The sequence below is a fragment of the Arthrobacter sp. UYCu712 genome, assembly GCF_040547005.1.
Taxonomy (GTDB): Bacteria; Actinomycetota; Actinomycetes; order Actinomycetales; family Micrococcaceae; genus Arthrobacter.
Map to the genome: position 1 here is coordinate 64,815 of NZ_JBEPOZ010000009.1, position 26,734 is coordinate 91,548.

The following is a 26,734-nucleotide window of genomic DNA, read 5'->3' on the forward strand; positions in this document are numbered from 1 at the left end:
CCATGCGGTCCCGCTCTAAAGGGTGACTGGATCAACGAGTCCGCAGACGTAGAGCGCAAGACTCTAGCGGCCCGAGGCCCCGTTTATGATTTCGGGGTCTAGTTCCCACGAGTGTCCAAAGCGAGTTGCGCGCGGGCAGTTCTCCAGGCATAACAAGAGGAGAGGGAATGGGCCTTCCAACGGAACTTCGCCAACGCCACCCGGCACCTGTCGACGTCGCATGACGCGGCGCACCGACTGCCGGGACTTACCACGGTACTGGTGTTTCACGTGAAACCTTGGTTCCCAGGTTCGCGGCCTACTGACAAAATAATTCCGGCGCAGCCCGTCATCACAGGGAAGAATTGAGTCGCGCACGAAAGTGGGAGGCCCCAAGCTCCCAGACTCTCAAACCCAAAGCTTCCCTTTCTCTGAACTGCGTCCGGAGAGCAGGACCGAGCGAGGCACGGGTCGTGTTTCACGTGAAACGTTCCGTCCGAGTTCACTCCGCACCCATGCGGCGACGCCCGCAACGGACGGATCTTCAGGTCAACCCAATCGGATTTGATTGAGTTCTGCCGACTAGGCACCTGATAGATGACTATCAAATAATGCCACTGGGGGGATTCTCGTGCGAAATCCCAGTCCGATCCTGCGGCAATCCGCACCCGCGCACCGGCGCCACTTGCTCGCCACGCCGCCTTCGGTGGACTTCGGCCTCAACAGCGCCGCCCCGCTGCGGCGGAAAGCAAACGCTTCGGCCTACCGGTCTGCTGGTGGTAGACGCGGACGGCGCGGGAGGCGCTGCAGGGGGTTCTGACACGTCCCAAGTACGCACACCAGGGCACGCACTGAAGGTCTGGGTTGGGCCACTCAGACAACTCGGAGACCGCTGTATCCAGTTTCACGTGAAACATCCTCGGCTAAGGGTCGCCCCGAATGCCCCTGATATCGGGTCGCCACTTCGGCTGGACTCCAAGCCAATGTGCGCCTGCAAGTGAACACTTTCGGGACGCCCGTGACCCATCTCGCGGTTCTTCACTGAAACAGTAACCCGGGAACAATCTCCGTTGTCCCCATCGCATCCCACCGGCCGCTCTCTTCCGGAGCGTTGGGCGGTGTGAGGTCCCTGAGGCACAAGCATCCCGGGCCGGCGCTAGGGCGGTGTCCCGCCGCCGGATTCCGGGGCGACGCGGGACGGCTGCTCCGGGAGAATCGTCGCATCATGTAGCCTCATTCGAACCACGGGATGCCGCGGCCTTGGAGGCATCCCGAGTCTTGCCATCACTGGACCGCAGGCTTTCGGACGGATCGCTGCCGTCACAGCGCACGGCACATGCCGCCGGCGAGCCGCCCTGAATGCCACGTCCGGCTCTAGGAGTCTCGCCGTTCGGTGCTGCGGTTTGGAAGGCCTTCGCCATAGGTAAAGACCCGGGGGAGTCGGCCGTCCAGGAGCCGGCAGAACAGATGTTGTCGCCGGTATGCCACCGGCCGGGCTGAGTTGTCAGCGGGGCCGACTGGCCCACACGGAATGGGCAGGCCGGTCACAATGAAGCTGCATTAGAATCCACCGCCAAGGCCGGCAAGGAACGCATCCGGATCACGGGTAGCGCGCGTGGCGTTTACTACGGTGCTCAACGGAGCTTTCCGCGGGGCTCCAGCATGCGTGGCAGGGGCGACTGTGCGGACGCTTCGGCTGCCCTTGGTCGCTCGGTAGCCGGCGACGCTGGTGCCCGTTCGTGCCGCCCGCAAGCCTACCGCCAGGACGTTCCGGGGCCGGATCACAGCCATCAACCCGCGGGAGAGTTGTGGCCGGCGGTGGTTCTCCACAGAAGTTATGCACACCGTTATCCACAGGGGGCAAGTGATTTCTCCCAGGGCTGGTAGCGCCTCAATCATCACCCTGCCGAGCCGCACAATGATTCCGTAAAGTCGCCTGCTCTGCGATGGACAATTCCCTGCACATAGGGTCAGCCGGCCGTGACGGTCGCAAGCGGGGAGTCATCGGCTGGAACCGCGCAAATATGTAAAAAATTAACCGGATTCTAGGGATTTAGAAAGCACGCTCGAGTGTGAACCCGTTCACCCTGAGCGTGGCCCCAGATGTTTCACGTGAAACAGCCGCGGAGAAAGATGGGTGGCTTATCAGGGCGGGGGAGATCGGTTTTGTCGCGTGCTGCCGGCAGCTGCCGCGGCCAGGTTCTGTACGCATGTAATCCACAAAGTTATCCACAGCAATATCCACTGACTTATCCACGTGTGCCGGGACTGTTGATAGCGCGATACGAGCCGGTGTCGCGCCTCCAACTACCAAGGAGCCGGACCGACGAAACACTGAGCTGCGACCACATAGGCGGCCGGCTGGCGGGAGCACATACGACCTTTCGCTCACCCAGGACAACTTGCCGCCCGGGCCAGTACACAAGAGTCATGCCGGAAAACACCGAATAGGGCCCGCCCAATTTCGGTTCCACCGGGTGGCCAAGATTGCCGCTCAGTTGGATCTCGACTTCACCAGGGGCACGGTGCTGTCCGGTGCTGCGGGGCTGACACGCGTACTCATGCGGGGGTCCACGGTCCATCTCGTGCGCCAGCCGAATCTGCCTCCGGTCTGCAATGACCCGGGTGTCGGGCGACCATCTGCACAGTCACATGGCCCCATCACCGCCCCGTGCCGGCTACGCGGCAGGGGCGAGTACTGATCCCGCAGGAGAGCCGACGCAAGGGACGTTGACGCCCGCTACGGGGAAGCAAGCCGCCAGGTGCAACGTGGGTCGTACCGCGCCCGATTGCAGGTCTACCGATCCTCGCGGAACACGGGAGTCGGGTCTCGAGACGCGTAGCCTCGCCCACTGCACGGACGGCACCCACCGGAGCACTCAGAGACTGCGGGCACCGCGCCCGGCACTCTGCCCCATTCACACGACACAGCGGCCCCCAATGGAGCAGCACCAGCACTGACAGTTGATGGTGACCTCACGAGTCGGGACCACTGTACCCACGGCTTCGGGGCGTGGCACCGATCGACTCCCATCCCAATCCTGAACCTGCCTGGTTCCATGGGCTCCGACCATGGTGGTGCCGTTCGGAACCCGCCCGCAGACCCCTGTCCTACTGCAAGCGTCCACGGACGACATCACTGCACGACCAGCGCGCACTGGCCCCCGTACTCGCTGCGGGCGGACCTTCCACAGACACACGGATGCAGCAGTCCCGCGAGCTCGACGGGAAGGCCCCGTTGCAGGAGTCGATTCGCCAGACCGTGATTCGGCTCGTCTATGCCAGGCCCTCGACCACCGGTGCCGCATGCCGGTATCACCGGTCGGATCTGAATCGCGGTCCAGCGGCCGAGCGCCCAGCAAGTACCCCGCCGGCGCCCGGCCCATGGGCAAGGCAGCGGGGCTACCACGGGGCCCGCTGTGCATCATAGCGGCGACGGTCCCGATTGTAGTCCCATGGATTGTTCGGGCCATAGGACCCACCTGTCACCGGTGCACTGAACCGAAATCCAATCTCCAGAGACATCGGGCTCAGGCAGCAAGGACAGTTGGCCGACATGGATCCGCGCTCCCAAACGAAAAGCCCGTGAACGTCGCTCGGGCTAGCTTCCGCCGGCAGTCCCTGCCCTCCTTCCTCGCAGCACATCTCCCTCCGCTAGTCCACAGGATGCAGTTGGATCGTCGGCCACGGCTGCACATGCGCGGGAGTCGAGGCAGGAGGCCGCCCGGGCGTTGCACAGCCGCGCCTGGAAGCCTAGTTGGACTGGCTGCCGTGCGCTGGAAACCTAGAGCATTTGATAGAGCTGCCGCCGCGTATTGCCCTCGGTGTTTCACGTGAAACAGTGCATCGCCTGGTCCTGTCCACTCATCCGCCACGAGGGATGGGGACGAGGACGAGACAACACTCTAACCCAGACTCCAAAAGCTGACGTTCACACCATCCCCACGACGGGCTCCCGCTGCCGCCGTTAGCCCCACCCGCCGATTCGGACACCGACTCAGAGCCCCCAAAGTGTCCGGCCGCTTACAGTGCCGGCGATCTACTGACTGTTCATCCCCAGGCGGTGAATTCCAGAGGCGTGCGCCGTGCACTATCTGCCACGAGGTGAGGAAATTTTGAACGCAGAGCGACACACCAATCAGTCACGGCGTTTCACGTGAAACGATGCGCAGTCTGACCGCACAAGCCCCCCACCATCATTTGGAACTCCTAGGGCAGCAGTCAGCCGCGTGGTCGTGTAACGAGGGCGCGTCGCAAACAAGCACCTGACAGGTTCACTGCAGCAACCGGGTAGCGCCGAACCGCGGGTTCGGGATGCACATCAACGCCCACAAGGGGCCAGCACCACCTCGATCGCGGCGACTCGTACCGACAACACTCTGAGTCCTGGACGGCGAAATCACTCTGCCGCCTGCCACGAACGTCTAGCCAGGACGTCCTCGCATAGTCCAGCATTCCGACAGGGTTGCATGGTTCGCTGGGAGATGTTTGATTGGTCATTTCCGGTTCCTGGGACTGAACCATCTGCCGGGCGCTGGCACCCTGGGTCGCTTGATATCCGCCACGAGAGACGAGCGGACGCCGAGTATCAACCCAAGTTCTCTCTCGGGATGTTCAAGACCGCAGTTCCGGCCGGGGCAGACCACCAAAAGAACTACGGGACCCTCCTGCGGCTACAGGCCAGGCAGCGTCCGGTATCCGACACCGCACGGTACAGCCACCCACAATAGAGGGGCCCTGTTCCACGTGAAACAGGGCCCCTCTGGGAAGTGCGCAATGGCGTCGTACTAGCCGGGTTCACCCGGGCTGAGGACGTCCATGATCCGGTTCAGATCCTCCACGCTCGCAAATTCAATGCTCACGCGGCCCTTCCGTGCGCCCAAGGAGATCTTGACGTTGGTGTCCAGCCGGTCGGAAAGTGACGAAGCGAGGTAGTCCAGCCGCTCGTGCCTGGCACCTGGACGGGGAATGTTGTTCTTCGTATTGGCAGTGGGGCTCTGGTAAAGCGTCACGGCCTCTTCCGTGGCGCGGACGGACATGCCCTCGGAAACGATCTTTTGTGCGAGGCGCTCCATGGCGGCTGCGTCAGGGAGGGCCAGAAGGGCACGTGCGTGGCCGGCCGAAATCACACTTGCGGCCACGCGGCGCTGGACAAGCGGGGGCAGCTTCAGCAGGCGGAGCGTGTTGGAGACCTGCGGGCGCGAGCGGCCGATGCGGTCTGCGAGCTGCTCGTGGGTGGTGCCAAAATCCTCGAGTAGCTGCTGGTACGCGGCCGCCTCTTCCAGCGGGTTCAGCTGGCTGCGGTGCAGGTTTTCCAGCAGGGCATCACGGAGGAGGTCGTCATCAGTCGTGTCACGGACAATCGCGGGGATAGTTTCGAGACCCGCGGCCTGCACTGCACGCCAGCGGCGCTCACCCATGACCAGTTCGTAGGGCTCTCCACCCTTTTCGGTTGAAGTACGGACCACAATTGGCTGTAGCACGCCGATTTCCCGCACGGAGTGGACCAGCTCAGCCATGTCGTCCTCATCGAAGACAGAACGCGGCTGTTTGCGGTTGGGGTGGATGTCAGTGACCGGGATTTCCGCGAAACGGACGCCGGGCACCTCAACGAGTTCCACGCCGGTGTCCGCATCGTCCGCTTCTTGCTCGGATTCCCGCGCGGGGGACTCTTCAACGGCAGCCGCGTCGACGGCGGTCTTCGCGGGTGCTTTATTGGCGGCCGGCTTGCGAGCCGGCGACTTCTTGGCCGGAGCCTCAGGAGCGGCGTTGCCGGAGTCCCCGTTGGAGTCTGCAGAGGATGTCGCGGCCTGTGACTCAGCTGCGCCTTCCGCCAGAAGGACGGCGTCGGTGCCGGCAGTCTCGGGCGGGGCATTCCTCTTCCTGGATTCGGGAAAGAAGAGATCCACGGGACGAGACGGCGCTGAACCGTTTCCGGAACCGTTAACCGAGGCGGAACCTGGAATGAGTGCCCCAAGTCCACGGCCAAGGCCGCGTCGCTTATCGCTCATGGCTACATCCCTCCATTGGAAGAGCCGGGCGTTGCCGGGCTCTAGTTAGTGCAATTCTTGAACAGAGTCTAACGTTCAGCGATTTCCGCTGCGGCTTCCAGGTAGGACAGAGCGCCGCTCGACGACGGGTCGTACGTCATCACGGTCTGCTGGTAGCTGGGTGCTTCAGAAATGCGGACGGAGCGGGGGACAACTGCTCCGAGGACCTGTTCCGGGAAGTGTTCGCGCACTTCGGCGGCCACTTGGGCCGCGAGGTTGGTGCGGCCGTCGTACATGGTCAGAAGAATGGTGGATACAACCAGATCAGCATTCAGGTGCTTCTGGATCATTTCGATGTTCTTCAGGAGCTGGCTCAGGCCCTCCAGCGCGTAGTACTCGCACTGGATGGGGATGAGGACCTCGTTGGCCGCGCAAAAGGCATTGACGGTCAACAGGCCCAGGCTCGGCGGGCAGTCAATGAAGATGTAGTCGAGCCGCTCCTCGCCGTTCTTGGCGCGCTCCTTGGCATATACGTCAATCGCGCGGCGAAGGCGCTGCTCCCGGGCCACGAGGCTGACGAGTTCGATCTCGGCGCCGGCCAAGTGGATGGTGGCGGGGGCACAGATCAGCTTGTCGATATCCGGGCACGGTGCCACGACGTCCTTCAGCGGGAGATCGTTGATCAGCACGTCGTAGATGCTGTCGACGTCGGCGTGGTGTTCAATGCCGAGGGCGGTGGAGGCGTTGCCCTGCGGATCGATGTCGATCACGAGGACGTTCAGGCCCGCGGCGGCCAAGGCGGCGGCAATATTGACGGTCGTGGTGGTCTTGCCCACGCCGCCCTTCTGGTTCGAGACGGTGAAGATCCGGGTCTTCTCCGGCTTGGGAAGTTCGCGGCCCAGGAGGCGTTCGCGGCGCTTGTTCTCGTGCGCGAGCTCGCGGGCGATGGGACTGGAATCATCGATGGAATCCAACACGTTGCCGCTGGAGGAAACGGCGGTTTCACGTGAAACGCTGGCCATCCCGGCGCCCTTCACAACCGATGCGGTGTGATTACCGGAAAAACCAAAAGCGGTAGTGGGCGCAACAAAGGACCGTGCGGACCCCAGGGACACAAACGGGGGGATCCGTTGTGTGGAGGCTTCGCTACTTGTCACTGTGACACACTCACTCTCATTCGGCTTTTGCTGCCGGTTACTAGCCTAACCTCTTGCCCTTGAACTCCGACGGCACCGGGCGGATGCTAGGAAATCTTTTGAGGCTTATTCACAACGATTCGAACAACGGTTGTCGGTTCCTCGAGGACGTCCTCGCCTACCACCACAACCGACGTCTGCGTGCCGCCAAGTTTACGGATCACCTTGGCAGCCTTCTCAATTTCCTCACCCGCGCTGCGTCCCTTGATGGCAACGACTTCGCCCTCGCCGGCCAACAGCGGAATGGTCAGTCCTGCAAGATTCGTCAGCGCGGAAACGGCCCGGGCGGTGACGACGTCGGCATCGACCATACCCACGGCAAGTTCGGCGCGGGTGCGCATGATGGTGACATTTGCGAGCCCCAGGTCATCCACTACTTCCTGCAGCCAGATCACGCGACGCTCGAGCGGCTCGATCAGGGTCAGTTCAAGGTCCGGCCGGGCGATCGCCAGGCACAGGCCGGGCAGCCCGGCACCACTTCCGACGTCGGCCACGCGGCTTCCCTGGGCAATCTGGCTCTCGATGACAGCGCAGTTCAGGACATGCCTGCTCCACAGCCGGGGCACTTCACGCGGCCCGATCAGGCCGCGCTCGGTGCCGGAGGTAGCAAGGTGTTCCACGTAGCGTTTCGCCAGGTCCAGCCGGTCGCCGAAGATGGACTCTGCGGCCTTGAGTTCGGCCGCGGTAATTTCAACCATCAAACTATCGGATTCAGTCTGCGGACACGACGATGTGCCGGTCGGCACCTTCGCCTTCGGATTCGCTGACGAAGCCGAGCTCAGCCACGGCGTCGTGCACAATCTTGCGCTCGTAGGCGCTCATCGGGGCGAGGGCCACGGCCTCTCCGGACTCCTTGACGGATGCGACAGCATCATCTGCGATCTTCTGCAGCTCACCGGCGCGCTCCGAGCGGTAACCGTTGATATCCAGCACCAGGCGGGAGCGGTTCTCCGTTGCCGACAGAACGGCCAGCCGAGTCAGTTCCTGGAGGGCCTCGAGGACCTCGCCGTCGGTGCCCACGAGGTTCTCCAGGCCGGCCGACTCTTCCTCGGCAACAATGGAGATGTAGGTGCGGCCGCTGCGTACCTCTATGTCGATGTCGCCGTCGATGTCGGCGATGTCCAGCAGTTCCTCAAGGTAGTCCGCCGCAACGTCGCCTTCTTCTTCCAGACGGCTGGCGGAAGCACCCTTCTCCGGGTTGACTTCGGAGTCCAGCACTTCCGGCTGGGACTCGTCCTGGTCCTCGATGGCCTCAGTGGAAATAGCGTGTTCGGTGCTCTCGGCGGACATTACTTCCTCTTCCTATTTTTGCGCTGCGGCTGGACGCGCTGGGTCTTGGCCTCGGCAACAGCGGCGGCGGCAGCAGCAGCCTCCGCGGCCTCGGCGTCAACCTTCTTCGCACCCAACAGGGGCAGGGAAGGCAGGCCCTTGGCAGCGCGTCGCTCAGCAAGGGCCTTGGCGGCGGGGGAACCCGGCGTCGGCATGCGGCGGATCACGAAGAACTGCTGCGCCATGGTCCAGAGGTTGGTGGTGGTCCAGTAGATCAGGACACCGATGGGGAAGTTGATGCCACCCACACCGAAGACGATCGGCAGGACGTAGAGCATCATCTTCTGCTGCTTCATGAACGGGCTGGCCATGGCCTCTTCGGACATATTCTTGGCCATAATTTGCTTCTGCGTGATGAACTGCGAAGCCGTCATGGCCAGGATCATCACGATCGTCAGGATGGTGACCGCAACCTGGTTGGTGCCGGGGATGCCGCCGTGCAGCAGCGATGCGGAGAGCGGGGCGCCGAAGATGCTCGACTGGTCGAACTGCACCACTTGCTCGTGGCTCATGGCGCCGATGCCCTTGCCCGCCACCGCACTCGTGGTGATGCCGGACAGCACCTGGAACAGTGCGAAGAAGAACGGCATCTGGATCAGCATCGGAAGGCATGCGGAGAACGGGTTGGTGCCGTGCTTCTTGTACATCGCCATCTGTTCCTGCGCCATGGCCTGGCGGGACAGCTGGTCGGTCTTGCCCTTGTACTTGTCCTGCAGCTTCTTCAGATCAGGCTGCAGCAGCTGCATGCCGCGCTGGGCCTTGATCTGCTTGACGAACACGGGAATCAGGGCGGCACGGATAACCAACACCAGCCCGATGATGGACAGCGTCCACGTCCAGCCATTGGCAGGCGGCATGCCGATGGCGCTCAGGCCATCGTGGAAGCCCACCATAATGGCAGACACAAGCCACTTGAACGGAAACATAATTGTTTCAAAGAAGTCCATACGATATCCCTATTCGTTAGGCCGCTGAGCGGCCTGCTCCATCAGTCTGAGCAGCCAGGTACTTGTCCGGATTGTTCAGCACAACAATTGTGGGGGTGCGGTCCGCGGGCCACTCGCATGTACCGGCGGGGACATGGTCCACTCCGCCGGCGTTCCAGGGATGGCAGCGCAACAGACGCTTGGCCGCAAGCCAGCTTCCTTTGACCGCGCCGTGCACCGTAATCGCCTCGAGGGCGTAGGCCGAGCAGGTGGGGAAGAAGCGGCAGACCTGGCCGTACAGCGGTGAGATCACCTTGCGGTAGGCCAAGAGCAGCAGAATAAGGACATTGCGGGGCAGGTTCCAGATTGCCCGGCCCAGCCACACCGCTCCCGATTTCAGGGCAGGTTCAGGATGCGGGACGACGGCGGCAGCAGAGTTACGCACGCGGTGTCCCTTCCTGTGTTGTCTCGTTAGAAACTGAAGAACCAGCCTGTGGAAGGCGGCTGCCCAGCCGTTTCAGAGTTGCCTCCAAAGCGGCGTCATAGTCCAAGAGCAACTGATCCCAGCTGGCGCCGGCCGCAGCGGGCAGGGCCCGGACTACGATGGCGAGCCCACTGTCGTACTTGCGCAAGGACAATGCGCCGGCTTCTCTCAGTCTTCTCTTAACGAGATTCCTGGCAACAGCGTTCCCAACACTCTTGGAAACGATGAATCCGATCCGGCTTGGTTCATCGGCAGCGAGAGCTGCCGTATATAACACTAAGTTCCGGCGTCCATTTCGGACGCCGGAACGTACAGTTGTTGAAAAATCGGTTGATGTCCGCAGACGGTTCCGGGTGGCTAGCACCGTTCAACTCGCACAGGGGGTGGACCGACGAGTCAGTATCTAGGCCGACAGTTCGGTGCGACCCTTGCCACGACGGGCTGCCAGGATGGCGCGGCCGGCACGGGTACGCATACGAAGGCGGAAGCCGTGCTTCTTGGCTCGACGGCGGTTATTCGGCTGAAAAGTCCGCTTGCTCACGTTAGTTACTCCAGTGGATCAAAGGTGCGCCCACCCGATCAAGGGGAAGAACTGGTCGACGCTAAGTTTTGTATGTTCCGCTTCCCTCGGACTCGCAAGACGCGGGGCGTCGGGAGAGATTCAGATGAGGCGAAAAGCGTACACATGGGACTTCACAACGTTAGGGGTTACAGCCCTCCAGAGTCAAACCGGGGGACGCTTGGCAGAGTTTCCCCAGCTGTGGCTAACCTGCGCCCGAGCCTGTGGATGAACTGCGCCACGACCCCCAATTTCGAACTACAGCCGTGTGATTATCCACAGGACATACCCTAGCTATCTTCTGGGTTTTTCATCCCCTAGAGTGTCCCAGTAGCCAATTATCCACGGACTGTGCATAACCCTGTGGATTAAGCCGGCGCCAGCGCACTGGTTCGGGCCTTGTGGCTGCAGGTAATGCAGGCAAGCAAGTTTGAGGAACTGATTGATGACAGTAGACGAAGCCAACCAAGCCAACACTGTCGGAAGTTCCTGGCGGCGGGTAGTGAGCCTTCTCGAGAACGACCACCGTGTTTCTCCCCGGCAGCGCGGCTTCGTTGTCCTCGCCCAGGCGCAGGGACTGATCGGTTCGACCCTCCTGGTCGCAGTTCCCAATGAGCTCACCCGCGAGGTCCTGCAGACCCAGGTGAAGGAAGCCCTCGACGACGCCCTCCGCAATGTCTTCTCAGACGAGATCCGCTGCGCCATCGACGTCGACACTGATCTGGTGCCGTTGCACACCGAGCCGGAACCCGCCGTCGAGCTCTCCCTCGCCGCCGATCCGACCGTGGAACTGAAGCCGCAGCCGATGCTGCCGAGCACTTCCCACGAGTTTGGCCGCCTCAACCCGAAGTATGTTTTCGACACTTTCGTCATCGGTTCCTCCAACCGCTTCGCCCACGCGGCCGCGGTCGCCGTGGCTGAAGCTCCGGCCAAGGCCTACAATCCGCTGTTCATCTACGGCGACTCCGGACTGGGTAAGACCCACCTCCTGCACGCGATCGGCCACTACGCCCGCAGGCTCTACAGCGGCATCCGGGTCCGGTACGTGAACTCCGAGGAATTCACCAACGACTTCATCAACTCCATCCGTGACGATGAAGGCACGAGCTTCAAGACCACGTACCGCAACGTCGATGTCCTGCTCATCGATGACATCCAGTTCCTGGCCGGCAAGGACCGCACGCTGGAGGAGTTCTTCCACACGTTCAACGCCCTGCACAACAACAACAAGCAGGTGGTCATCACCTCGGACCAGCCGCCGAAGCTGCTCGCGGGCTTCGAGGACCGGATGAAGTCACGGTTCGAGTGGGGCCTGTTGACCGATATCCAGCCGCCGGAACTCGAAACCCGTATCGCCATCCTCCGGAAGAAGGCGCTCAGCGAAGGGCTCTCAGCCCCGGACGATGCCCTGGAGTACATCGCGTCGAAGATTTCCAGCAACATCCGCGAACTTGAGGGCGCCCTGATCCGCGTGACCGCGTTCGCCAGCCTGAACCGCCAGCCGGTGGATGTGGCCCTGGCCGAAATGGTCCTCAAGGACCTCATCACCGATGACGGTGCCCAGGAAATCACCTCGGCGCAGATCCTCACGCAGACGGCCGACTACTTCAAGCTCAGCATGGAAGAGCTCTGCAGCAAGTCGCGGACCAGGACACTGGTGACCGCCCGGCAGATCGCCATGTACCTGTGCCGTGAGCTCACGGACATGTCTTTGCCCAAGATCGGCCAGGAGCTCGGAGGCCGGGACCACACCACGGTGATCCACGCCGACCGCAAGATCCGTGAACTGATGGCTGAGCGTCGCGTGATCTACAACCAGGTGACCGAGCTGACCAACCGGATCAAGCAGCAGCAGCGCAATTCCTGAACCATCCGGCCGCGTACTCCTACCTTATTAACAGGGGGCTGTGGACAACCCTGTGGATAGTTAAGGGGACAACTGCGCTTAATGGGCTTAAAACCCTAAAGGCATCTGTGGATCAGCGAAACGGCCAAAAATGTTATCCCCATCCACACCCTGTTTAAGACCTGCTCCGCCCACAGTCCATGAACAGGGCTTAACCCCGGAACGGCACCACGAAACAGGGTTATCCACAGTTTCCACAGCAGTTATTAACACTACTAATCCCAAGAAAATGAAATCCCCTCAAATAACAGTTTCGATCCGACCGACTCACGCAGCCCAGGACCGTTCCGGACCGGGCTTGGAAACCAGGCGCCGGGCAACCGGGCCGAACCACACGGATGTAACCCGGGGATGGGAGAAACCCGCTTCTTGGGGCTAAGCTGTCTGCAGTGCGTCCGTCCCGGACTTCTTTTGTGGTTCCCAGCTGGGCCATGGAGCCCGGGGAACAAGCACATCCTTTGTTGACGGAGTCCGGCTTCCCCGCCGGAACCCGCGACAGTCCGGCGATTTTGCGATATCAGCAGTAATGAAAGGCGGCACCCTTCCGTGAAGTTCAGAGTCGAACGGGACGTCCTGGCAGAAGCCGTGACATGGACCGCCCGGTCGTTGTCTCCGCGGCCGCCAGTACCCGTACTTTCCGGGCTGCTCCTCAAAGCCGAAGCCGGCACTGTGAGCCTCTCGAGCTTCGACTATGAAACGTCAGCCAGGCTGGAAATCGGCGCTGACATCACCACCGAGGGCACCATCCTCGTTTCGGGGCGGCTGCTCGCGGATATTTGCCGCAGCCTTCCCTCGGCACCCGTGGATGTTGAGACGGACGGCAACAGAGTCACCCTCACCTGCCGCCGAAGCAGCTTCCACCTCGCCACGATGCCGGAAGCCGAATACCCGCCGTTGCCGGCGTTGCCGCCCATCAGCGGAACCGTTCCGGGCGACTCCTTCGCCCAGGCGGTATCCCAGGTGATCATCGCCGCGAGCAAGGACGACACCCTGCCGATCCTCACCGGCGTGCGGATGGAGATCGAGGATGACCTCATCACCCTCCTGGCCACGGACCGCTACCGGCTTGCCATGCGCGAAGTCCCGTGGAAGCCCGTAACCCCCGGCATTTCCACGAGTGCGCTGGTCAAGGCCAAGACGCTCAGCGAAGTAGCCAAGACGCTCGGCGGAAGCGGCGACATCAACCTCGCCCTTGCCGATGACGACAGCCGCCTCATCGGATTCGAGAGCGGCGGACGCACCACCACGTCCCTCCTGGTCGACGGCGACTACCCCAAGATCCGCTCGTTGTTCCCGGATTCCACGCCGATCCACGCGGTGGTGCAGACCCAGGAACTCGTCGAGGCCGTACGACGCGTCTCGCTGGTTGCCGAACGCAACACCCCGGTCCGCCTCGCCTTCACACAGGGCCAGCTGCACCTCGATGCCGGCACCGGTGAGGATGCCCAGGCTTCCGAGGAGCTCGAGGCCCAGCTCAGCGGCGAAGACATCACGGTCGCCTTTAACCCGCACTATCTGGTCGAGGGCCTGAGCGTGATCGAAACAAAATACGTGCGGTTCTCCTTCACCTCGGCACCCAAGCCCGCCATGATCACGGCCCAGCATGACGCCGACGGCGATGACCAGGGCGACTACCGCTACCTCGTCATGCCGGTCCGCCTGCCCAACTAGCCGGCAGCTGTTGCCGTTCTGCGACCCGGAACGGCAACTAGAGCGGGCCAGTAGCGATCCATCCGAAAAACCCAGCGCAGAAAAGAGTTCCCACCGTGCATATCGGACTGATCGGCCTTGGAAAAATGGGTTTCAACATGCGCGAACGGTTGCGAAAGGGTGGAATCGAAGTCACCGGCTTTGACCGGAATCCGGACATCACGGACGTGGCCAGCGTGGACGAGCTCATTGCCGCCGTCCCCGCGCCGCGCCTGATCTGGGTCATGGTTCCGTCCGGAGACATTACTGACGCTGTGATCAACGAACTGGGCACCAAGCTCGACGCCGGTGACCTGGTGATTGACGGCGGGAACTCCCGGTTCACCGAAGACCAGAAGCACGCGGCAGCCCTGGCCGAAAAGGACATCCGCTTTGCCGATTGCGGCGTTTCCGGCGGTGTCTGGGGCCTCCAGAACGGCTACGGCCTGATGGCCGGCGGTGATTCCGCCGACATCGAACGGGCCCTGCCGGTTTTCGATGCCCTGCGCCCCGAAGGTGACCGCGCCGGCAGCTTCGTCCACGTCGGTGCCGTCGGTGCCGGGCACTACGCCAAGATGGTCCACAACGGAATCGAGTACGGCCTGATGCAGGCCTACGCCGAAGGCTACGAACTCCTGGCGGCGAAGGACATTATCACCGATCTTCCCGGCACGTTCCGGGCCTGGCAGAAGGGCACAGTGGTCCGGTCCTGGCTGCTGGACCTTATGGTCAAGGCCCTGGATGAAGATCCCGGACTGGAATCGATCGACGACTACGTCGAGGATTCCGGCGAAGGGCGCTGGACCGTGGAGGAAGCGATCGCCAACGCCGTCCCTGCCCCGGCCATTACGGCAGCACTGTTTGCCCGCTTCTCCTCCCGCGAGGACAACTCGCCGGCCATGAAGATGGTCTCCGCGCTGCGCCACCAGTTCGGCGGGCATGCCACCCGTCCGGCTAAATAGTCCTGCCCTGAAATCCTGAACCCGGCGTGTACCTAGAACACCTTTCGCTGACCGATTTCCGCAGCTATGCCCAGGTGGACCTCAGCCTGGAGCCCGGTGTCACGGTTCTCGTGGGATCCAACGGCATCGGCAAAACCAACCTGATGGAAGCGATCGGCTACCTGGCGACGCTCAGCTCGCACCGGGTCAGCACGGATGCCCCGCTGCTGCGCTTCGGCACGGAACGGGCACTCATCCGGGCCCGGCTGGTCCGCGGCGAACAGTCGACGGTGCTGGAATTCGAAATCAACGCGGGCCGCGCCAACCGTGCCCGCATCAACCGCAGCAATCCGGTCCGTGCCCGGGACATCCTCGGCATCTGCCAGACCGTGCTTTTTGCGCCGGAGGACCTGGCCCTCGTGAAGGGGGATCCGGCCAACCGCCGTCGCTTCCTCGACGAGCTGCTGGTGAGCCTCATGCCACGCCATGCCGCGACCCGCAGCGACTACGACCGGGTGCTTAAACAGCGCAATGCGCTGCTCAAATCCGCCCGGGCAGGAAAATTCACCGCCGGGCACGAGGCGACGCTCGATGTGTGGGACCAGCACATGGCGCGCGCCGGCGCCTCGCTGCTTCACGCCAGGCTTGAACTCGTGGAGCGGCTCCGGCCGCACCTCAACAGCGCCTACGCGCAGCTCACCGACGGATCCAAAGAGGCCGGAGCCGTCTACCGTTCGACGCTGCAGGACATGATCGAGGACGACGGCGCCGCGTCGCCGGCCGGCCTCGCGGCACCGGACGGTACAGCGGCTGCAGCGGTGGAGGATTTGCGCCTGCTGTCCGTCGACGAACTGACGGACCGCTACATCCAGGCCTTCGCGGCCTCCCGCCGCAAAGAGGTGGAACGCGGGATTTCCCTTGTCGGGCCGCACCGTGACGAGCTCGAACTCGTGCTGGGACAGGCTCCGGCCAAGGGGTATGCCTCGCACGGCGAAACCTGGTCCATGTGTTTGTCCCTGCGGCTGGCCTCGTACTACGTGATGCTGGACGACGCCCGTACCGGTGGATCGGCTCCGATCCTGATCCTGGACGATGTTTTTGCCGAGCTGGACGTGCAGCGACGGCGTAAACTGGCGGCAATAGTATCCGGTGCCGAGCAGGTGCTCGTGACGGCCGCCGTCGAGGATGACATCCCGGTGGAACTGACCGGACGGCGGGTGAAGGTCATCCCGGGAGGAATCGATGAGCCGGAATATCGATGAATAAGGATACCGACGGCGGTCTGCAGCCGGGCCGCGACCCCGATGACATCGACGCTGCCCAGTCAGCACTGAACAGAATGCGCGATGCCGCCGCGGCGCGGGGGGAAATCCGGCGCAAAGCACCGCCGCGCCCCGGCACCAGCCCGCAGAAACCCGCCCGCAGCGCCGGGGGAACCCGGGGATTCGGGCAATTCCATGGCACAGGCCGCGACCCGCTCGGATTGGGGAAGGTGGTGGGCCGGCTCGTCGCCGAACGCGGCTGGAGCTCACCGGTGGCAGTGGGTTCGGTGATGGCCCAGTGGGGAGCCCTGGTGGGGCCCGAAATTTCAGCGCACTGCACGCCCGAGAGCTTCGAGAACACCACCCTGCACGTGCGGTGCGATTCCACTGCCTGGGCCACCCAGCTCCGGCTGCTCAGCATCAGCCTGCTGGAGAAGTTCCGTGCCGAACTCGGCGACGGCGTCGTGACCAAAATCCAGGTGCTGGGACCGGCCGCCCCGAGCTGGCGGAAGGGCGCGCGCACGGTCAACGGACGCGGCCCCCGCGACACGTACGGATAGGGCACGGACCCCTGGCGGCCGCCGGATCTGAAGCACTCCTTGCAAAACTATTGAAAAATCTGGAAACGGTGTGTAGGGCGCTCCGACGCCCCGGGGGCGTATAGGAACCCTAGGACGGTACCCCCGGAGGCTTGCAGGCAGAGTCAACGGCCTCCCAGCGGCATATTCCTCCTCGTTTGGGCCTCCTGAATGCGGGTTTGCACACCCTGACACGGTAGAATCATGGTAGATAACTGGGCGCCGGTGAAACGTTGACTGAGTCCGTTTCCGACGCAATTTCTGCGCGCGGCAGACGGCTCCTCGGCTCAATCGCCTCACCGGCGGTCAGTGACGTGCCTGTTGGCAGAAGCCATCCTTCCGGATCGGCAACAGCCGGCCTTCAACGAACATAGAGGAGTCGAAAGCGCCTGTGGCTAACGACAATGCAGAGATCCCGGCAACGGAACCCGAAGCGGAAGAAGCCATGACGGCCAAAGCCCCGCCCGAGGCCGTGACCCCCCGTGAATATGGCGCCAGCGACATCACGGTGCTCGAGGGCCTGGAAGCTGTCCGGAAACGTCCGGGTATGTACATCGGCTCCACCGGCCCCCGCGGTTTGCATCACCTGGTCTACGAGGTCGTGGACAACTCCGTGGACGAGGCCCTGGCCGGCTACTGCACGCACATCGAAATCGTCCTGCAGGCCGACGGCGGGGTCAAGGTGGTCGACAACGGCCGCGGCATCCCCGTGGACATGCACCCCACCGAGCACAAACCCACCGTGGAAGTCGTTATGACGATCCTCCACGCCGGCGGCAAGTTCGGCGGCGGCGGCTACGCCGTCTCCGGCGGCCTGCATGGCGTCGGCATTTCGGTGGTCAACGCACTCTCGAGCCGCGTCGACACCGAGGTCCGCCGCCAGGGCCACGTCTGGCGGATGTCCTTCGCCGACGGAGGCAAGCCCCAAGGCGGCCTGATCCAGGGCGAAGAGGCCGCCGAGACCGGCACCACTCAGACGTTCTACCCCGACGCCAGCATCTTCGAGAGCACGGACTTCGACTTCGAAACCCTCCGCGCCCGCTTCCAGCAGATGGCCTTCCTTAACAAGGGGCTGCGCATCACGTTGACCGATGAGCGCCGCGCGCCGGCGGAACCGTCCGAGGACGACGACCTGGACCTGGACACTGTCCCCACCGAGGGCGAAGTCCCGGCCGAGTTCCACACCGTGGTCTACCAGTACGACGACGGCCTGCTGGACTACGTCAAGCACCTGAACTCCGGCAAGAAGGTTGATGTGGTCCACGAGGACGTCATCGCCTTCGAAACGGAGGACACGGAAAGGCACATCGCGCTGGAAATGGCGATGCAGTGGACCAACGCGTATTCCGAGAGTGTCCACACCTACGCCAACACGATCAACACCCATGAGGGCGGCACCCACGAAGAGGGCTTCCGAGCCGCGATGACATCGCTCATCAACCGCTACGCGCGCGAGAAGAGCATCATCAAGGAAAAGGACGACAACCTCACCGGTGACGACATCCGCGAAGGCCTGACGGCAGTCATCTCCGTCAAGCTCGCCGAGCCGCAGTTCGAGGGCCAGACCAAGACTAAGCTCGGCAACTCCGAGGTCAAGGGCTTCGTGCAGCGCGTTGTCACCGACGGTCTGGGCGATTGGCTGGAACGCAACCCCGGCCCCGCCCGCGATGTCATCCGCAAGGCCATTTCCGCGGCCCAGGCCCGGATGGCCGCTCGCAAGGCCCGCGACAACGCCCGCCGCAAGAGCCCGCTGGAATCCTTCGGCATGCCCGGCAAGCTCTCGGACTGCTCCTCGAAGGATCCGGCCAAGTGCGAGGTCTACATCGTGGAAGGCGACTCGGCCGGCGGTTCCGCCAAGCGCGGGCGCAACCCGGAGACCCAGGCCATCCTGCCCCTCCGCGGAAAGATCCTGAACGTGGAGCGGGCCCGGCTGGACAAGGCACTCGGCAACGCCGAAGTCCAGTCCATGATCACGGCCTTCGGCACGGGAATCGGCGAGGACTTTGACATCGCCAAGCTGCGCTATCACAAGATCGTCCTGATGGCTGATGCCGACGTGGACGGCCAGCACATCACGACGCTGCTGATGACGCTGCTGTTCCGCTACATGCGGCCGCTGATTGAAAACGGCTACGTCTATCTTGCACAGCCGCCGCTGTACCGGATCAAGTGGTCCAACGCCGCGCACGACTACGTCTACAGCGACCGCGAACGCGACGCCAAGCTGCTTTCCGGCCAGGCCGCCGGCCGCCGCATTCCGAAGGACAACGGAATCCAGCGCTACAAGGGCCTTGGCGAGATGGACTACACCGAGCTCTGGGACACCACGATGGACCCGGACCACCGGACCCTCCTGCAGGTCACCATGGACGATGCCCTCGCCGCGGACCAGACCTTCTCCACCCTGATGGGCGAGGACGTCGAATCCCGCAGAAACTTCATCCAGCAGAACGCCAAGGACGTTCGGTTCCTCGATATCTAGCGGCCCGCCGCCCTGAATATTCCCGGACTGATATATACCTGAAACGGAAAATATAGACTATGAGTGACGAAACACCCGAGGTCCCGGCCGGCTCTGCCGCCGGCGAGCCCGTGCTGGAAGGCACTGTCCTGAATGGCGATGTGCTGACGGACCGCGTGGAACAGGTGGACTTGCAGACGGAAATGCAGCGTTCCTACCTCGACTACGCCATGGCCGTGATCGTCGGACGTGCCCTGCCGGACGTCCGCGACGGGCTCAAGCCTGTGCACCGCCGCGTGCTGTACGCCATGTTCGACGGCGGCTACCGCCCGGAGCGCTCCTTCAACAAGTGCGCGCGTGTGGTGGGCGAGGTCATGGGCCAGTACCACCCGCACGGCGACACCGCCATCTACGATGCGCTGGTCCGCCTGATCCAGGACTGGACCATGCGCTACCCGCTGGCCCTCGGCCAGGGCAACTTCGGCTCGCCCGGCAACGACGGCGCGGCAGCACCGCGGTACACCGAAACCAAGATGGCTCCGCTGGCCATGGAAATGGTGCGGGACATCGACGAGGAAACCGTCGATTTCCAGGACAACTATGACGGCAAGAACCAGGAACCGACCATCCTGCCGGCGCGGTTCCCCAATCTCCTGGTCAACGGATCCTCGGGCATCGCGGTCGGTATGGCCACCAACATCCCGCCGCACAACCTCCGCGAAGTGGCTGACGGCGTCCAGTGGTACCTGTCCAACCCGACCGCCAGCCGCGAGGAACTGCTCGAAGAGCTGCTCCTGCGCATCAAGGGCCCCGACTTCCCGACCGGCGCCACGATCCTGGGCCACAAGGGCATCGAGGACGCCTACCGCACGGGCCGCGGCTCCATCACCATGCGGGCAGTCGTCAACGTCGAGGAACTCCAGGGCCGGACCTGCCTCGTGGTCACCGAACTGCCGTACCAGGCCAACCCGGACAACCTGGCCATCAAAATCGCCGAACTCGTCAAGGACGGCAAGATCTCCGGCATCGCCGACCTCCGCGATGAAACCTCGGGACGCACCGGCCAGCGCCTCGTGATCGTGCTTAAGCGCGACGCCGTCGCCAAGGTGGTGCTGAACAACCTCTACAAGCACACCCAGCTGCAGGACAACTTTGCGGCCAACATGCTGGCCATCGTCGACGGGGTGCCCCGCACCCTGAGCCTCGATGCCTTCATCCGGCACTGGGTCACGCACCAGATGGACGTCATTGCGCGCCGGACCCGCTACCGGCTGCGCAAGGCCGAAGAGGAAGCGCACATCCTGCGTGCCCTGCTTAAGGCGCTGGACATGCTGGACGAGGTCATTGCCCTGATCCGTGCGTCCAACACCACCGAGGCCGCCCGCGAGGGCCTGATGCAGCTGCTGGACATCGATGGAGACCAGGCCCGCGCCATCCTGGACATGCAGCTGCGCAAGCTCGCGGCCCTCGAGCGCCAGAAGATCCAGGACCGCCACTCGGAACTGGAAACCCTGATCGCCGAGTACAACTCGATCCTGGCCTCCGAGGAACGGCAGCGCGGGATCATCAGCACGGAGCTGGGCGAGATTGTGGCCAAGCACGGCGATGAACGCCGCACCAAGGTCCTGCTGGGCTTCGACGGCGATATGTCGATGGAGGACCTGATCCCTGAAGAGGAAATGGTCGTCACGATCACCCGCGGCGGCTACGTCAAGCGCACCCGCAGCGACAACTACCGTTCGCAGCAGCGCGGTGGCAAGGGCATCAAGGGGGCGCAACTGCGCGGCGACGACGTCGTCGAGCACTTCTTCGTCACCACGACGCACCACTGGCTGTTGTTCTTCACCAACCTGGGACGTGTATACCGGGCCAAGGCGTACGAACTGGTCGAGGCCGGACGTGATGCCAAGGGCCAGCACGTGGCCAACCTGTTGGCCTTCCAGCCGGACGAGCACATCGCCCAGGTGCTGGACCTGCGGGACTACCAGCACGCACCGTACCTCGTGCTCGCCACTAAGCGCGGCCTCGTCAAGAAGACCCGGCTGGAGGACTACGACACCAACCGGTCCGCCGGCGTGATTGCCATCAACCTGCGCGACGGCGACGAACTCGTCTCCGCCCAGCTGGTCTCGGAAACGGACGACCTCATGCTGGTGTCCCGCAAGGGCCAGTCCATCCGCTTCACCGCGACGGATGAAGCCCTGCGCCCGATGGGCCGGGCAACCTCCGGCGTCACCGGGATGAAGTTCCGCGAGGATGACGAGCTGCTCGCGGCCGACGTCGTCACGGACGGCTCCTTCGTGTTCATCGTGACGGAGGGCGGCTACGCCAAGCGCACCGCCGTGGAGGAATACCGGCTCCAGGGCCGCGGTGGCCTCGGCATCAAGGTCGGCAAGTACCAGGAGGAGCGCGGACACCTCGTCGGCGCCTTGATTGTGCAGGCCGAAGACGAGGTCCTCGTCGTGATGGAAGGCGGCAAGGTCGTCCGTTCCTCGGTGGCCGGTGTTCCGGCCAAGGGACGCGACACGATGGGCGTAATCTTTGCCAAGCCGGACAAGAATGACCGCATCATTGAGGTCGCCCGCAACAGCGAACGAGGCCTCGAAACTGAAGAGGAAAGTCAGTCACCCGCCGAGGATGACGTAACGTTGGCTGAAGATACCGGATCGCACGAAGGGTCCGTAGAGGCAGAATCAGTACCGGCCCCGGAGTCAGATGAGTCATCAGGCAATGCCGAGCTGGACGAAGACAACACCGGAGGTAACGAGTGAGTAATCCCGACTCATATCCCACGCCGAACAGCGGCAGTCCCGGCGGAACGCGGCAGCCAGCATCCGCACCGCGCGTAAGCGCGCCGTCACGCCCCCAGCAGCGCCCGGGCGCGCAGGGCGGAGCGGCTGGCACAGCACAGCGCCCGCCGGCGCCCGGGCAGCGCCCCGCACAGGGCCGTCCGACGGGCACCGGGCAAAACACCGCCGGCCTGATCAAGCCCGCCCCGAAGGCCAAGGTACGGCGCGCCCGGCTGCTGGTCAGCAAGGTGGAGCCCTGGTCCGTGCTGAAGATGGCGTTCCTGCTGTCCGTGGCCCTGGGTATCGTCACGGTAGTGGCAGCGATCGTGCTCTGGACCGTTCTTGACCTGACCGGCATCTTTGACCAAGTCGACAGCCTGCTGGGCACCCTGGCCGGCTCCGAGGGCGGCGGCTTCGAACTGAAGAAGGTGGCCTCACTGGGCCAGGTGGCGTCCTTCGCCACCATCATCGCCGTGATCAACGTCGTGCTGCTGACGGCCCTGTCGATGCTTTCGGCCGTGCTGTACAACATCTCCGCCACTCTCGTGGGCGGCATCGGCGTCACGCTGACGGACGACTAAATCCCGCACTTTTCCCGGATATTTTCCCGGGAAATGCCTCGATTTGAGATCGGGCCGGGATGTGCTGTAAAGTCGTATCTCGGCCCGATGAGGCATCGGGGCGTATAGCTCAGGCGGTTAGAGCGCTTCGCTGATAACGAAGAGGTCCCAGGTTCAAGTCCTGGTACGCCCACGGAACCTGTACAGGTTTCGGTGGAAGTTTAGTGATGGTCCGGGTTTTCCCGGGACCGGAACGGTGTGCATGTGAAGAAGTTGCTGGTTGTTGCAGCTACGATCGCAGGCGTCCTGCTTTACCGGAAGGTGCAGGAGTCTGAAGCCCGGAAAACGGTCTGGAGCGAGTCAACCGACACGGTTGATTAGCGCGGACACCCGGTACGGGAGCTGGAAAGCAGCTCCCCAGACTAGGGTATGATTGACGGGTTGCTTCTTATGGGGGCATGGCGCAATTGGTAGCGCACCTGCTTTGCAAGCAGGGGGTTCGGGGTTCGAGTCCCCGTGCCTCCACCATAAGAAAAGCCCCGGACCGCGGAAACGCGGTCCGGGGCTTTTTGCATGCCCGTCCCCGGACCATAAATGGGGTCAACTCACTCCTTGGCCTTGGCGTACTCTTCCATACCCTGCCAGTCGATGTAGACGTAGGGCTCGTCCCCGACCACCCACGCGTCGTGCCCTGGCGGGATGATGCCGAAGTCGCCCGGACCGAATTCGTTCTCTTCGCCGTCATCCATTACAACCTTGAGGTGGCCGGAGACGGTATATCCCTTGTGAGCAACCATGCAACTCTCCGTCTGCGCGATCGGCTTGACGTGCTGGGACCATTTCCACCCCGGCAGGAAGGTCGCACGTGCCACGGCGCCCGCGTCGAGGTTGACGAGCTCCACCTGGCCCTTACCGTCTTTGACCGGTCGGGTTTCTTCCGGCTTATCGAGGCTCTTGCGGATGATCGACGCCATCATGGTCTCCTTTGTGGGTGGGTGAGGCCGGATTTAAGAGTGGCACCGCCACCTGCCGCGGTCAAGGATGAATGCGCTGTCCGCTGCCGCCCTCCCGGCCCTACTAGTGTTGGACCGTGAACTTCTTCCTTGCCGCCCTCGGAGTGCTGGGTGTGGCCTCCTCGGGGCCCCTCATCGCCGCCACCCTGGGTGCCACGTCCGTCAGCGCCCTGGCCATCGCTTTCTGGCGCAATGCGATCGGGGCAGCCGTGATGGCGGGCCCGGTCCTGGTCCGGGATCCGCGTCAGTTTTCCCGGGTGACAGGCAACGAGTTCCGCTGGTCCCTCGCCGCCGCCGTTGCGCTGGCACTCCACTTCGCCTGCTTCATCACCTCCCTGCAGCTGACGTCGGTAGCGGCTGCCACCGCTCTGGTCTGCCTCCAGTCCGGATGGATCGCCGTGTTCCAGCTCTTCAGGGGCGTGCGGCACCGGTGGCAGGTCCTGGCGGGCCTGGGGATCGCCTTTGGCGGCGTAATCGCGATTACCGGATTCGACATGGGCACATCCCCGGATGCGCTCCTGGGGGACCTCCTGGCCCTCGCGGGAGGCGCCCTCGCCGGGATCTACACCCTCGCTGGCGGCAAGGCCCGCCAGACGATGGGGACAGGGGTCTACACAACCCTCTGCTATGGGATGTGCGCGGCCGTCGTCGCGGTCCTGGCGCTGGTGTCCCAGCAGCCGCTGGCCGGCTTCGAGGCCGCCGGCTGGCTCGGCATCCTGGCCATCACTGTGTGCGCCCAGCTGATCGGCCACACCGCGTTCAACCATCTGCTGGCCACGATGAGCCCGTTGCTGGTGTCCATGATCATCCTGCTGGAGATCCCGGGAGCCGCCCTGCTGGCTGCGGCGTTCCTGGCCGAGAAGCTGCCCGCGGGGACCTACGCCGGCCTCGGCCTGATCCTCGTGGGTCTCGCCGTTGTGGTCCTGGGGCAGCGGAGCTCACGCTCCGCGCGCCGCGACGCCGCCCGGCTCGCCGAGCTCGGGACGGACTAGGCCGACGGGGCCAGGGGCTACTGTCCGCCGCGGCGGGCCGGCTGGGCGGTGTTGACCGTGTGGATGGCGCGCAGGAGCTTCGCGGGGAAGTACACCGAGAAGAACACCACCATGGGTGCCTTCAGGGCCATCTTCTTCACGTTGTGGGCCTTGTAGGTGCGGTCGAAGCGGGTCACGTAATAGCGGTAGTCGCGGGGGGAATCTTCCAGCCTCCGCGCCGACATCCCGGAGACCATCTGGGGCCAGTACTGGATCCGGAGTTCATGGTCGGCCAGATGCAGCGAGAGGTCGATGTCCTCATGCATCTCATCCTTCTCGTCCCGGCAGGTCTCCGCGCGGATGGCCTCCCAGGCTGAACGGCGCAGTGCCATGTTGGAGCCGAAGAGGAAATGGTACTGGTGCTTGGCGAGCCTGAGCATCAGCTGGCGCATCTTGTCGTCAGCCTTAAGGCCGAAGCGGCGCATCGGCATGTCGTAATAGACCACCGGACCCGTGGCGGCGTGTACGGACTGGTCAGTGAACGCCTTCTGGACCTGTTCAACCCAGTCCGGCTCAAGCACGGAATCGGCGTCGATCCGGCCGAGGATATCTCCGGTTGCGTGGTCCAGACCGAAGTTCCTGGTGGGAATGAGCCCTTGGTCCTTGTCCTGGCTGAGCAGGATGATGGGGCTCTCCGGGTATTCGAGCTGCATCTGCTGCACAATCCCGGCGGTGCGGTCCTTGGACATGTTGTCCACCACGATGATCTCGTGCGCCGGAACGGACTGGTAGACCGCTGCGATCAGGCACTGCCGGATGACGCTTTCCTCGTTGTACGCGGGGATGACAATGGATACGGCCGGTAGGGGCACGGCATCGCGTAAAGCATCCTCGGAGGATCTATCGGGTGACATCCCCTCAAATTTAGCACCCATGGCACTTAATCCCTCCGGCGGCGGGCTCTCCGGCGGCGGGGAATCCAGCCCCGCCCGGAAAACCAAAGGGAGGGATCCCGCCGGTGGCGGAATCCCTCCCTCGTTGGCTGCCGTTCGGCGGCCTGGCGGCTGACTACCTGCCGGTGTTCTTGTCCGCGCCGTTGTTCAGGCTCGCGGCGATGTTACGCACTGCGGTCTTCGCATCGGTAGCCACCGTGGCGGCGGCGTCCTTGACGTTTTCGGATACATCCTCCGCCACGTGTTTGGCGGACTCGGTGGCGTCGGAGAAGGCCGCTGCCACGGAGCCTGCAGCATCGCCGGAAGCATCCGCTGCCTTGTCGGCCGCGGCAACTGTTGCCGCGCCGGCCGTGGCGGCGGTGTCCTTGACCTCGTGGACGGTGGTGGCCGGTACCGGGGCGGGCGTTACGGGCGCAGGGGTCTTCCACGGGTCTTCGGCGGGCTTGGAGGCCTTCCAGGCCGCCACTCCTGCGGCGAAGGCCGCGGCGATCACACCGAAGATGAGCAGCCCGCGGTGCTTGGGCTTCTTCGGCTGGGCCAGCTGGCCGCTGACAGCCTTGCTGGCCTCGTTGGCTGCCACCTTGATGTGGCTGCCGGCCGTCTTCGCCTGCTCCTGGACACTGTGGATAATCCCCACCTCGCCAAGCTTCTGGGCGACGGCATCAACGTGAGCCGGCGCGCTTTCCAGCGTGCGGTGCACGGCTTCGGAGGCGTAGCCAATCTGGTCCGACAGCTTGGGCAGGTACTCGACGACCACGCGGTCGCGTGCGTTTGCGATCACCGGAGTCGCCTTGTCCAGCACCTCGTGGAGGCGCGGAGTGGCGCCTTCAACAGCGTCGTGGATCTTCGGAGCGAGCTGGGCCAGACCGTCCTGGAGTCGCGGGGTCACGGTGGCAACGCCGTCGGCCAGATTGTGGGCTGCCGACTTGAGCCCCTCCTGGATCTTGGGAGAAGCGGTATCCAGGCCCTGCTGAAGACGCGGAACGGCCCAGTTGACTGCCGCTTCCACCCGCGGGGTTGCCCAGTCCTTGGCGTTCTCTACTCCGGTGCTGACTGACTGCTCCAGCTCACGGGCAATACGATCCGTTTTTTTCACAACTACCTCCCGATTAATGTGACGGTTCTGGAGTTAGCCTACGTGTCCCAGA

At 63.6% G+C, this 26,734-nt stretch carries 21 protein-coding genes and 2 tRNA genes; 12 read left to right on the plus strand and 11 right to left on the minus strand.

Annotation, left to right across the window (positions count from 1 at the left end):
• Positions 1–4,766: 4,766 nt before the first annotated feature.
• The 8 genes from ABIB51_RS10990 to rpmH form a co-directional block, all read right to left on the minus strand.
• Positions 4,767–5,990: a ParB/RepB/Spo0J family partition protein gene (locus ABIB51_RS10990; RefSeq protein WP_354187973.1), complete on the minus strand. Its 1,224-nt coding sequence runs from the start codon at positions 5,988–5,990 to the stop codon at positions 4,767–4,769.
• A gap of 68 nt (positions 5,991–6,058) precedes the next feature.
• Positions 6,059–7,126, minus strand: a complete 1,068-nt coding sequence (locus ABIB51_RS10995) for a ParA family protein (protein ID WP_354187974.1) — start codon at positions 7,124–7,126, stop codon at positions 6,059–6,061.
• An 86-nt stretch (positions 7,127–7,212) separates the two neighbouring features.
• A complete protein-coding gene (rsmG, locus tag ABIB51_RS11000) occupies positions 7,213–7,863 on the minus strand; it encodes a 16S rRNA (guanine(527)-N(7))-methyltransferase RsmG (protein WP_354187975.1) in 651 nt (216 codons plus the stop codon).
• 13 nt (positions 7,864–7,876) lie between these two features.
• On the minus strand, positions 7,877–8,455 hold the full coding sequence (locus tag ABIB51_RS11005) for a Jag family protein (protein WP_354187976.1): 579 nt from the start codon (positions 8,453–8,455) through the stop codon (positions 7,877–7,879).
• On the minus strand, positions 8,455–9,441 hold the full coding sequence (gene yidC / locus ABIB51_RS11010) for a membrane protein insertase YidC (protein WP_354187977.1): 987 nt from the start codon (positions 9,439–9,441) through the stop codon (positions 8,455–8,457). Before yidC ends, ABIB51_RS11005 begins: the two co-directional genes overlap by 1 nt.
• Positions 9,442–9,457: 16 nt before the next feature.
• On the minus strand, positions 9,458–9,865 hold the full coding sequence (gene yidD / locus ABIB51_RS11015) for a membrane protein insertion efficiency factor YidD (RefSeq protein WP_502916116.1): 408 nt from the start codon (positions 9,863–9,865) through the stop codon (positions 9,458–9,460).
• A complete protein-coding gene (rnpA, locus tag ABIB51_RS11020; RefSeq protein WP_354187978.1) occupies positions 9,858–10,268 on the minus strand; it encodes a ribonuclease P protein component in 411 nt (136 codons plus the stop codon). The genes yidD and rnpA overlap by 8 nt, the downstream gene beginning before the upstream one ends.
• 39 nt (positions 10,269–10,307) lie before the next feature.
• Positions 10,308–10,445, minus strand: a complete 138-nt coding sequence (gene rpmH, locus ABIB51_RS11025) for a 50S ribosomal protein L34 (RefSeq protein WP_003800212.1) — start codon at positions 10,443–10,445, stop codon at positions 10,308–10,310.
• A 463-nt stretch (positions 10,446–10,908) separates the two neighbouring features.
• Between rpmH and dnaA the strand changes: the two genes are divergently transcribed.
• From dnaA to ABIB51_RS11080, 11 genes are all read left to right on the plus strand, one after another.
• Positions 10,909–12,330, plus strand: coding sequence for a chromosomal replication initiator protein DnaA (dnaA, locus tag ABIB51_RS11030; protein WP_354187979.1), 1,422 nt, complete (start codon positions 10,909–10,911; stop codon positions 12,328–12,330).
• Between the two features lie 585 nt (positions 12,331–12,915).
• Positions 12,916–14,040, plus strand: coding sequence for a DNA polymerase III subunit beta (gene dnaN, locus ABIB51_RS11035; RefSeq protein WP_354187980.1), 1,125 nt, complete (start codon positions 12,916–12,918; stop codon positions 14,038–14,040).
• A gap of 95 nt (positions 14,041–14,135) precedes the next feature.
• Positions 14,136–15,020, plus strand: coding sequence for a phosphogluconate dehydrogenase (NAD(+)-dependent, decarboxylating) (gene gnd / locus ABIB51_RS11040; protein WP_354187981.1), 885 nt, complete (start codon positions 14,136–14,138; stop codon positions 15,018–15,020).
• 26 nt (positions 15,021–15,046) lie between these two features.
• Positions 15,047–16,261: a DNA replication/repair protein RecF gene (gene recF, locus ABIB51_RS11045; RefSeq protein ID WP_354187982.1), complete on the plus strand. Its 1,215-nt coding sequence runs from the start codon at positions 15,047–15,049 to the stop codon at positions 16,259–16,261.
• Positions 16,258–16,821, plus strand: coding sequence for a DciA family protein (locus tag ABIB51_RS11050; protein ID WP_354187983.1), 564 nt, complete (start codon positions 16,258–16,260; stop codon positions 16,819–16,821). The genes recF and ABIB51_RS11050 overlap by 4 nt, the downstream gene beginning before the upstream one ends.
• A gap of 409 nt (positions 16,822–17,230) precedes the next feature.
• Positions 17,231–19,321, plus strand: a complete 2,091-nt coding sequence (gene gyrB / locus ABIB51_RS11055) for a DNA topoisomerase (ATP-hydrolyzing) subunit B (protein ID WP_354187984.1) — start codon at positions 17,231–17,233, stop codon at positions 19,319–19,321.
• 59 nt (positions 19,322–19,380) lie between these two features.
• Positions 19,381–22,071, plus strand: a complete 2,691-nt coding sequence (gene gyrA, locus ABIB51_RS11060) for a DNA gyrase subunit A (protein WP_354187985.1) — start codon at positions 19,381–19,383, stop codon at positions 22,069–22,071.
• Complete coding sequence (locus tag ABIB51_RS11065) at positions 22,068–22,670, plus strand: DUF3566 domain-containing protein (protein WP_354187986.1); 603 nt, start codon at positions 22,068–22,070, stop codon at positions 22,668–22,670. Before gyrA ends, ABIB51_RS11065 begins: the two co-directional genes overlap by 4 nt.
• A 98-nt stretch (positions 22,671–22,768) precedes the next feature.
• Positions 22,769–22,842: transfer RNA gene (locus ABIB51_RS11070), tRNA-Ile, on the plus strand.
• Between the two features lie 71 nt (positions 22,843–22,913).
• Positions 22,914–23,030 carry a DLW-39 family protein gene (locus ABIB51_RS11075; RefSeq protein WP_282378815.1) on the plus strand — a complete coding sequence of 39 codons (117 nt, stop codon included), beginning with the start codon at positions 22,914–22,916 and terminating at the stop codon, positions 23,028–23,030.
• A gap of 71 nt (positions 23,031–23,101) precedes the next feature.
• Positions 23,102–23,177 (plus strand) — tRNA-Ala (locus tag ABIB51_RS11080).
• A 77-nt stretch (positions 23,178–23,254) separates the two neighbouring features.
• Here the strand turns inward: ABIB51_RS11080 and ABIB51_RS11085 are convergent.
• Complete coding sequence (locus ABIB51_RS11085; protein ID WP_354187987.1) at positions 23,255–23,626, minus strand: cupin domain-containing protein; 372 nt, start codon at positions 23,624–23,626, stop codon at positions 23,255–23,257.
• A 113-nt stretch (positions 23,627–23,739) separates the two neighbouring features.
• Here ABIB51_RS11085 and ABIB51_RS11090 point away from each other — a divergent pair, with 113 nt between their 5' ends.
• Positions 23,740–24,654, plus strand: a complete 915-nt coding sequence (locus ABIB51_RS11090; RefSeq protein WP_354187988.1) for a DMT family transporter — start codon at positions 23,740–23,742, stop codon at positions 24,652–24,654.
• 17 nt (positions 24,655–24,671) lie between these two features.
• Here the strand turns inward: ABIB51_RS11090 and ABIB51_RS11095 are convergent, their stop codons facing one another.
• On the minus strand, positions 24,672–25,547 hold the full coding sequence (locus tag ABIB51_RS11095; RefSeq protein WP_354187989.1) for a glycosyltransferase family 2 protein: 876 nt from the start codon (positions 25,545–25,547) through the stop codon (positions 24,672–24,674).
• 154 nt (positions 25,548–25,701) lie between these two features.
• Positions 25,702–26,682, minus strand: coding sequence for a hypothetical protein (locus ABIB51_RS11100; protein WP_354187990.1), 981 nt, complete (start codon positions 26,680–26,682; stop codon positions 25,702–25,704).
• Positions 26,683–26,734 lie beyond the last annotated feature (52 nt).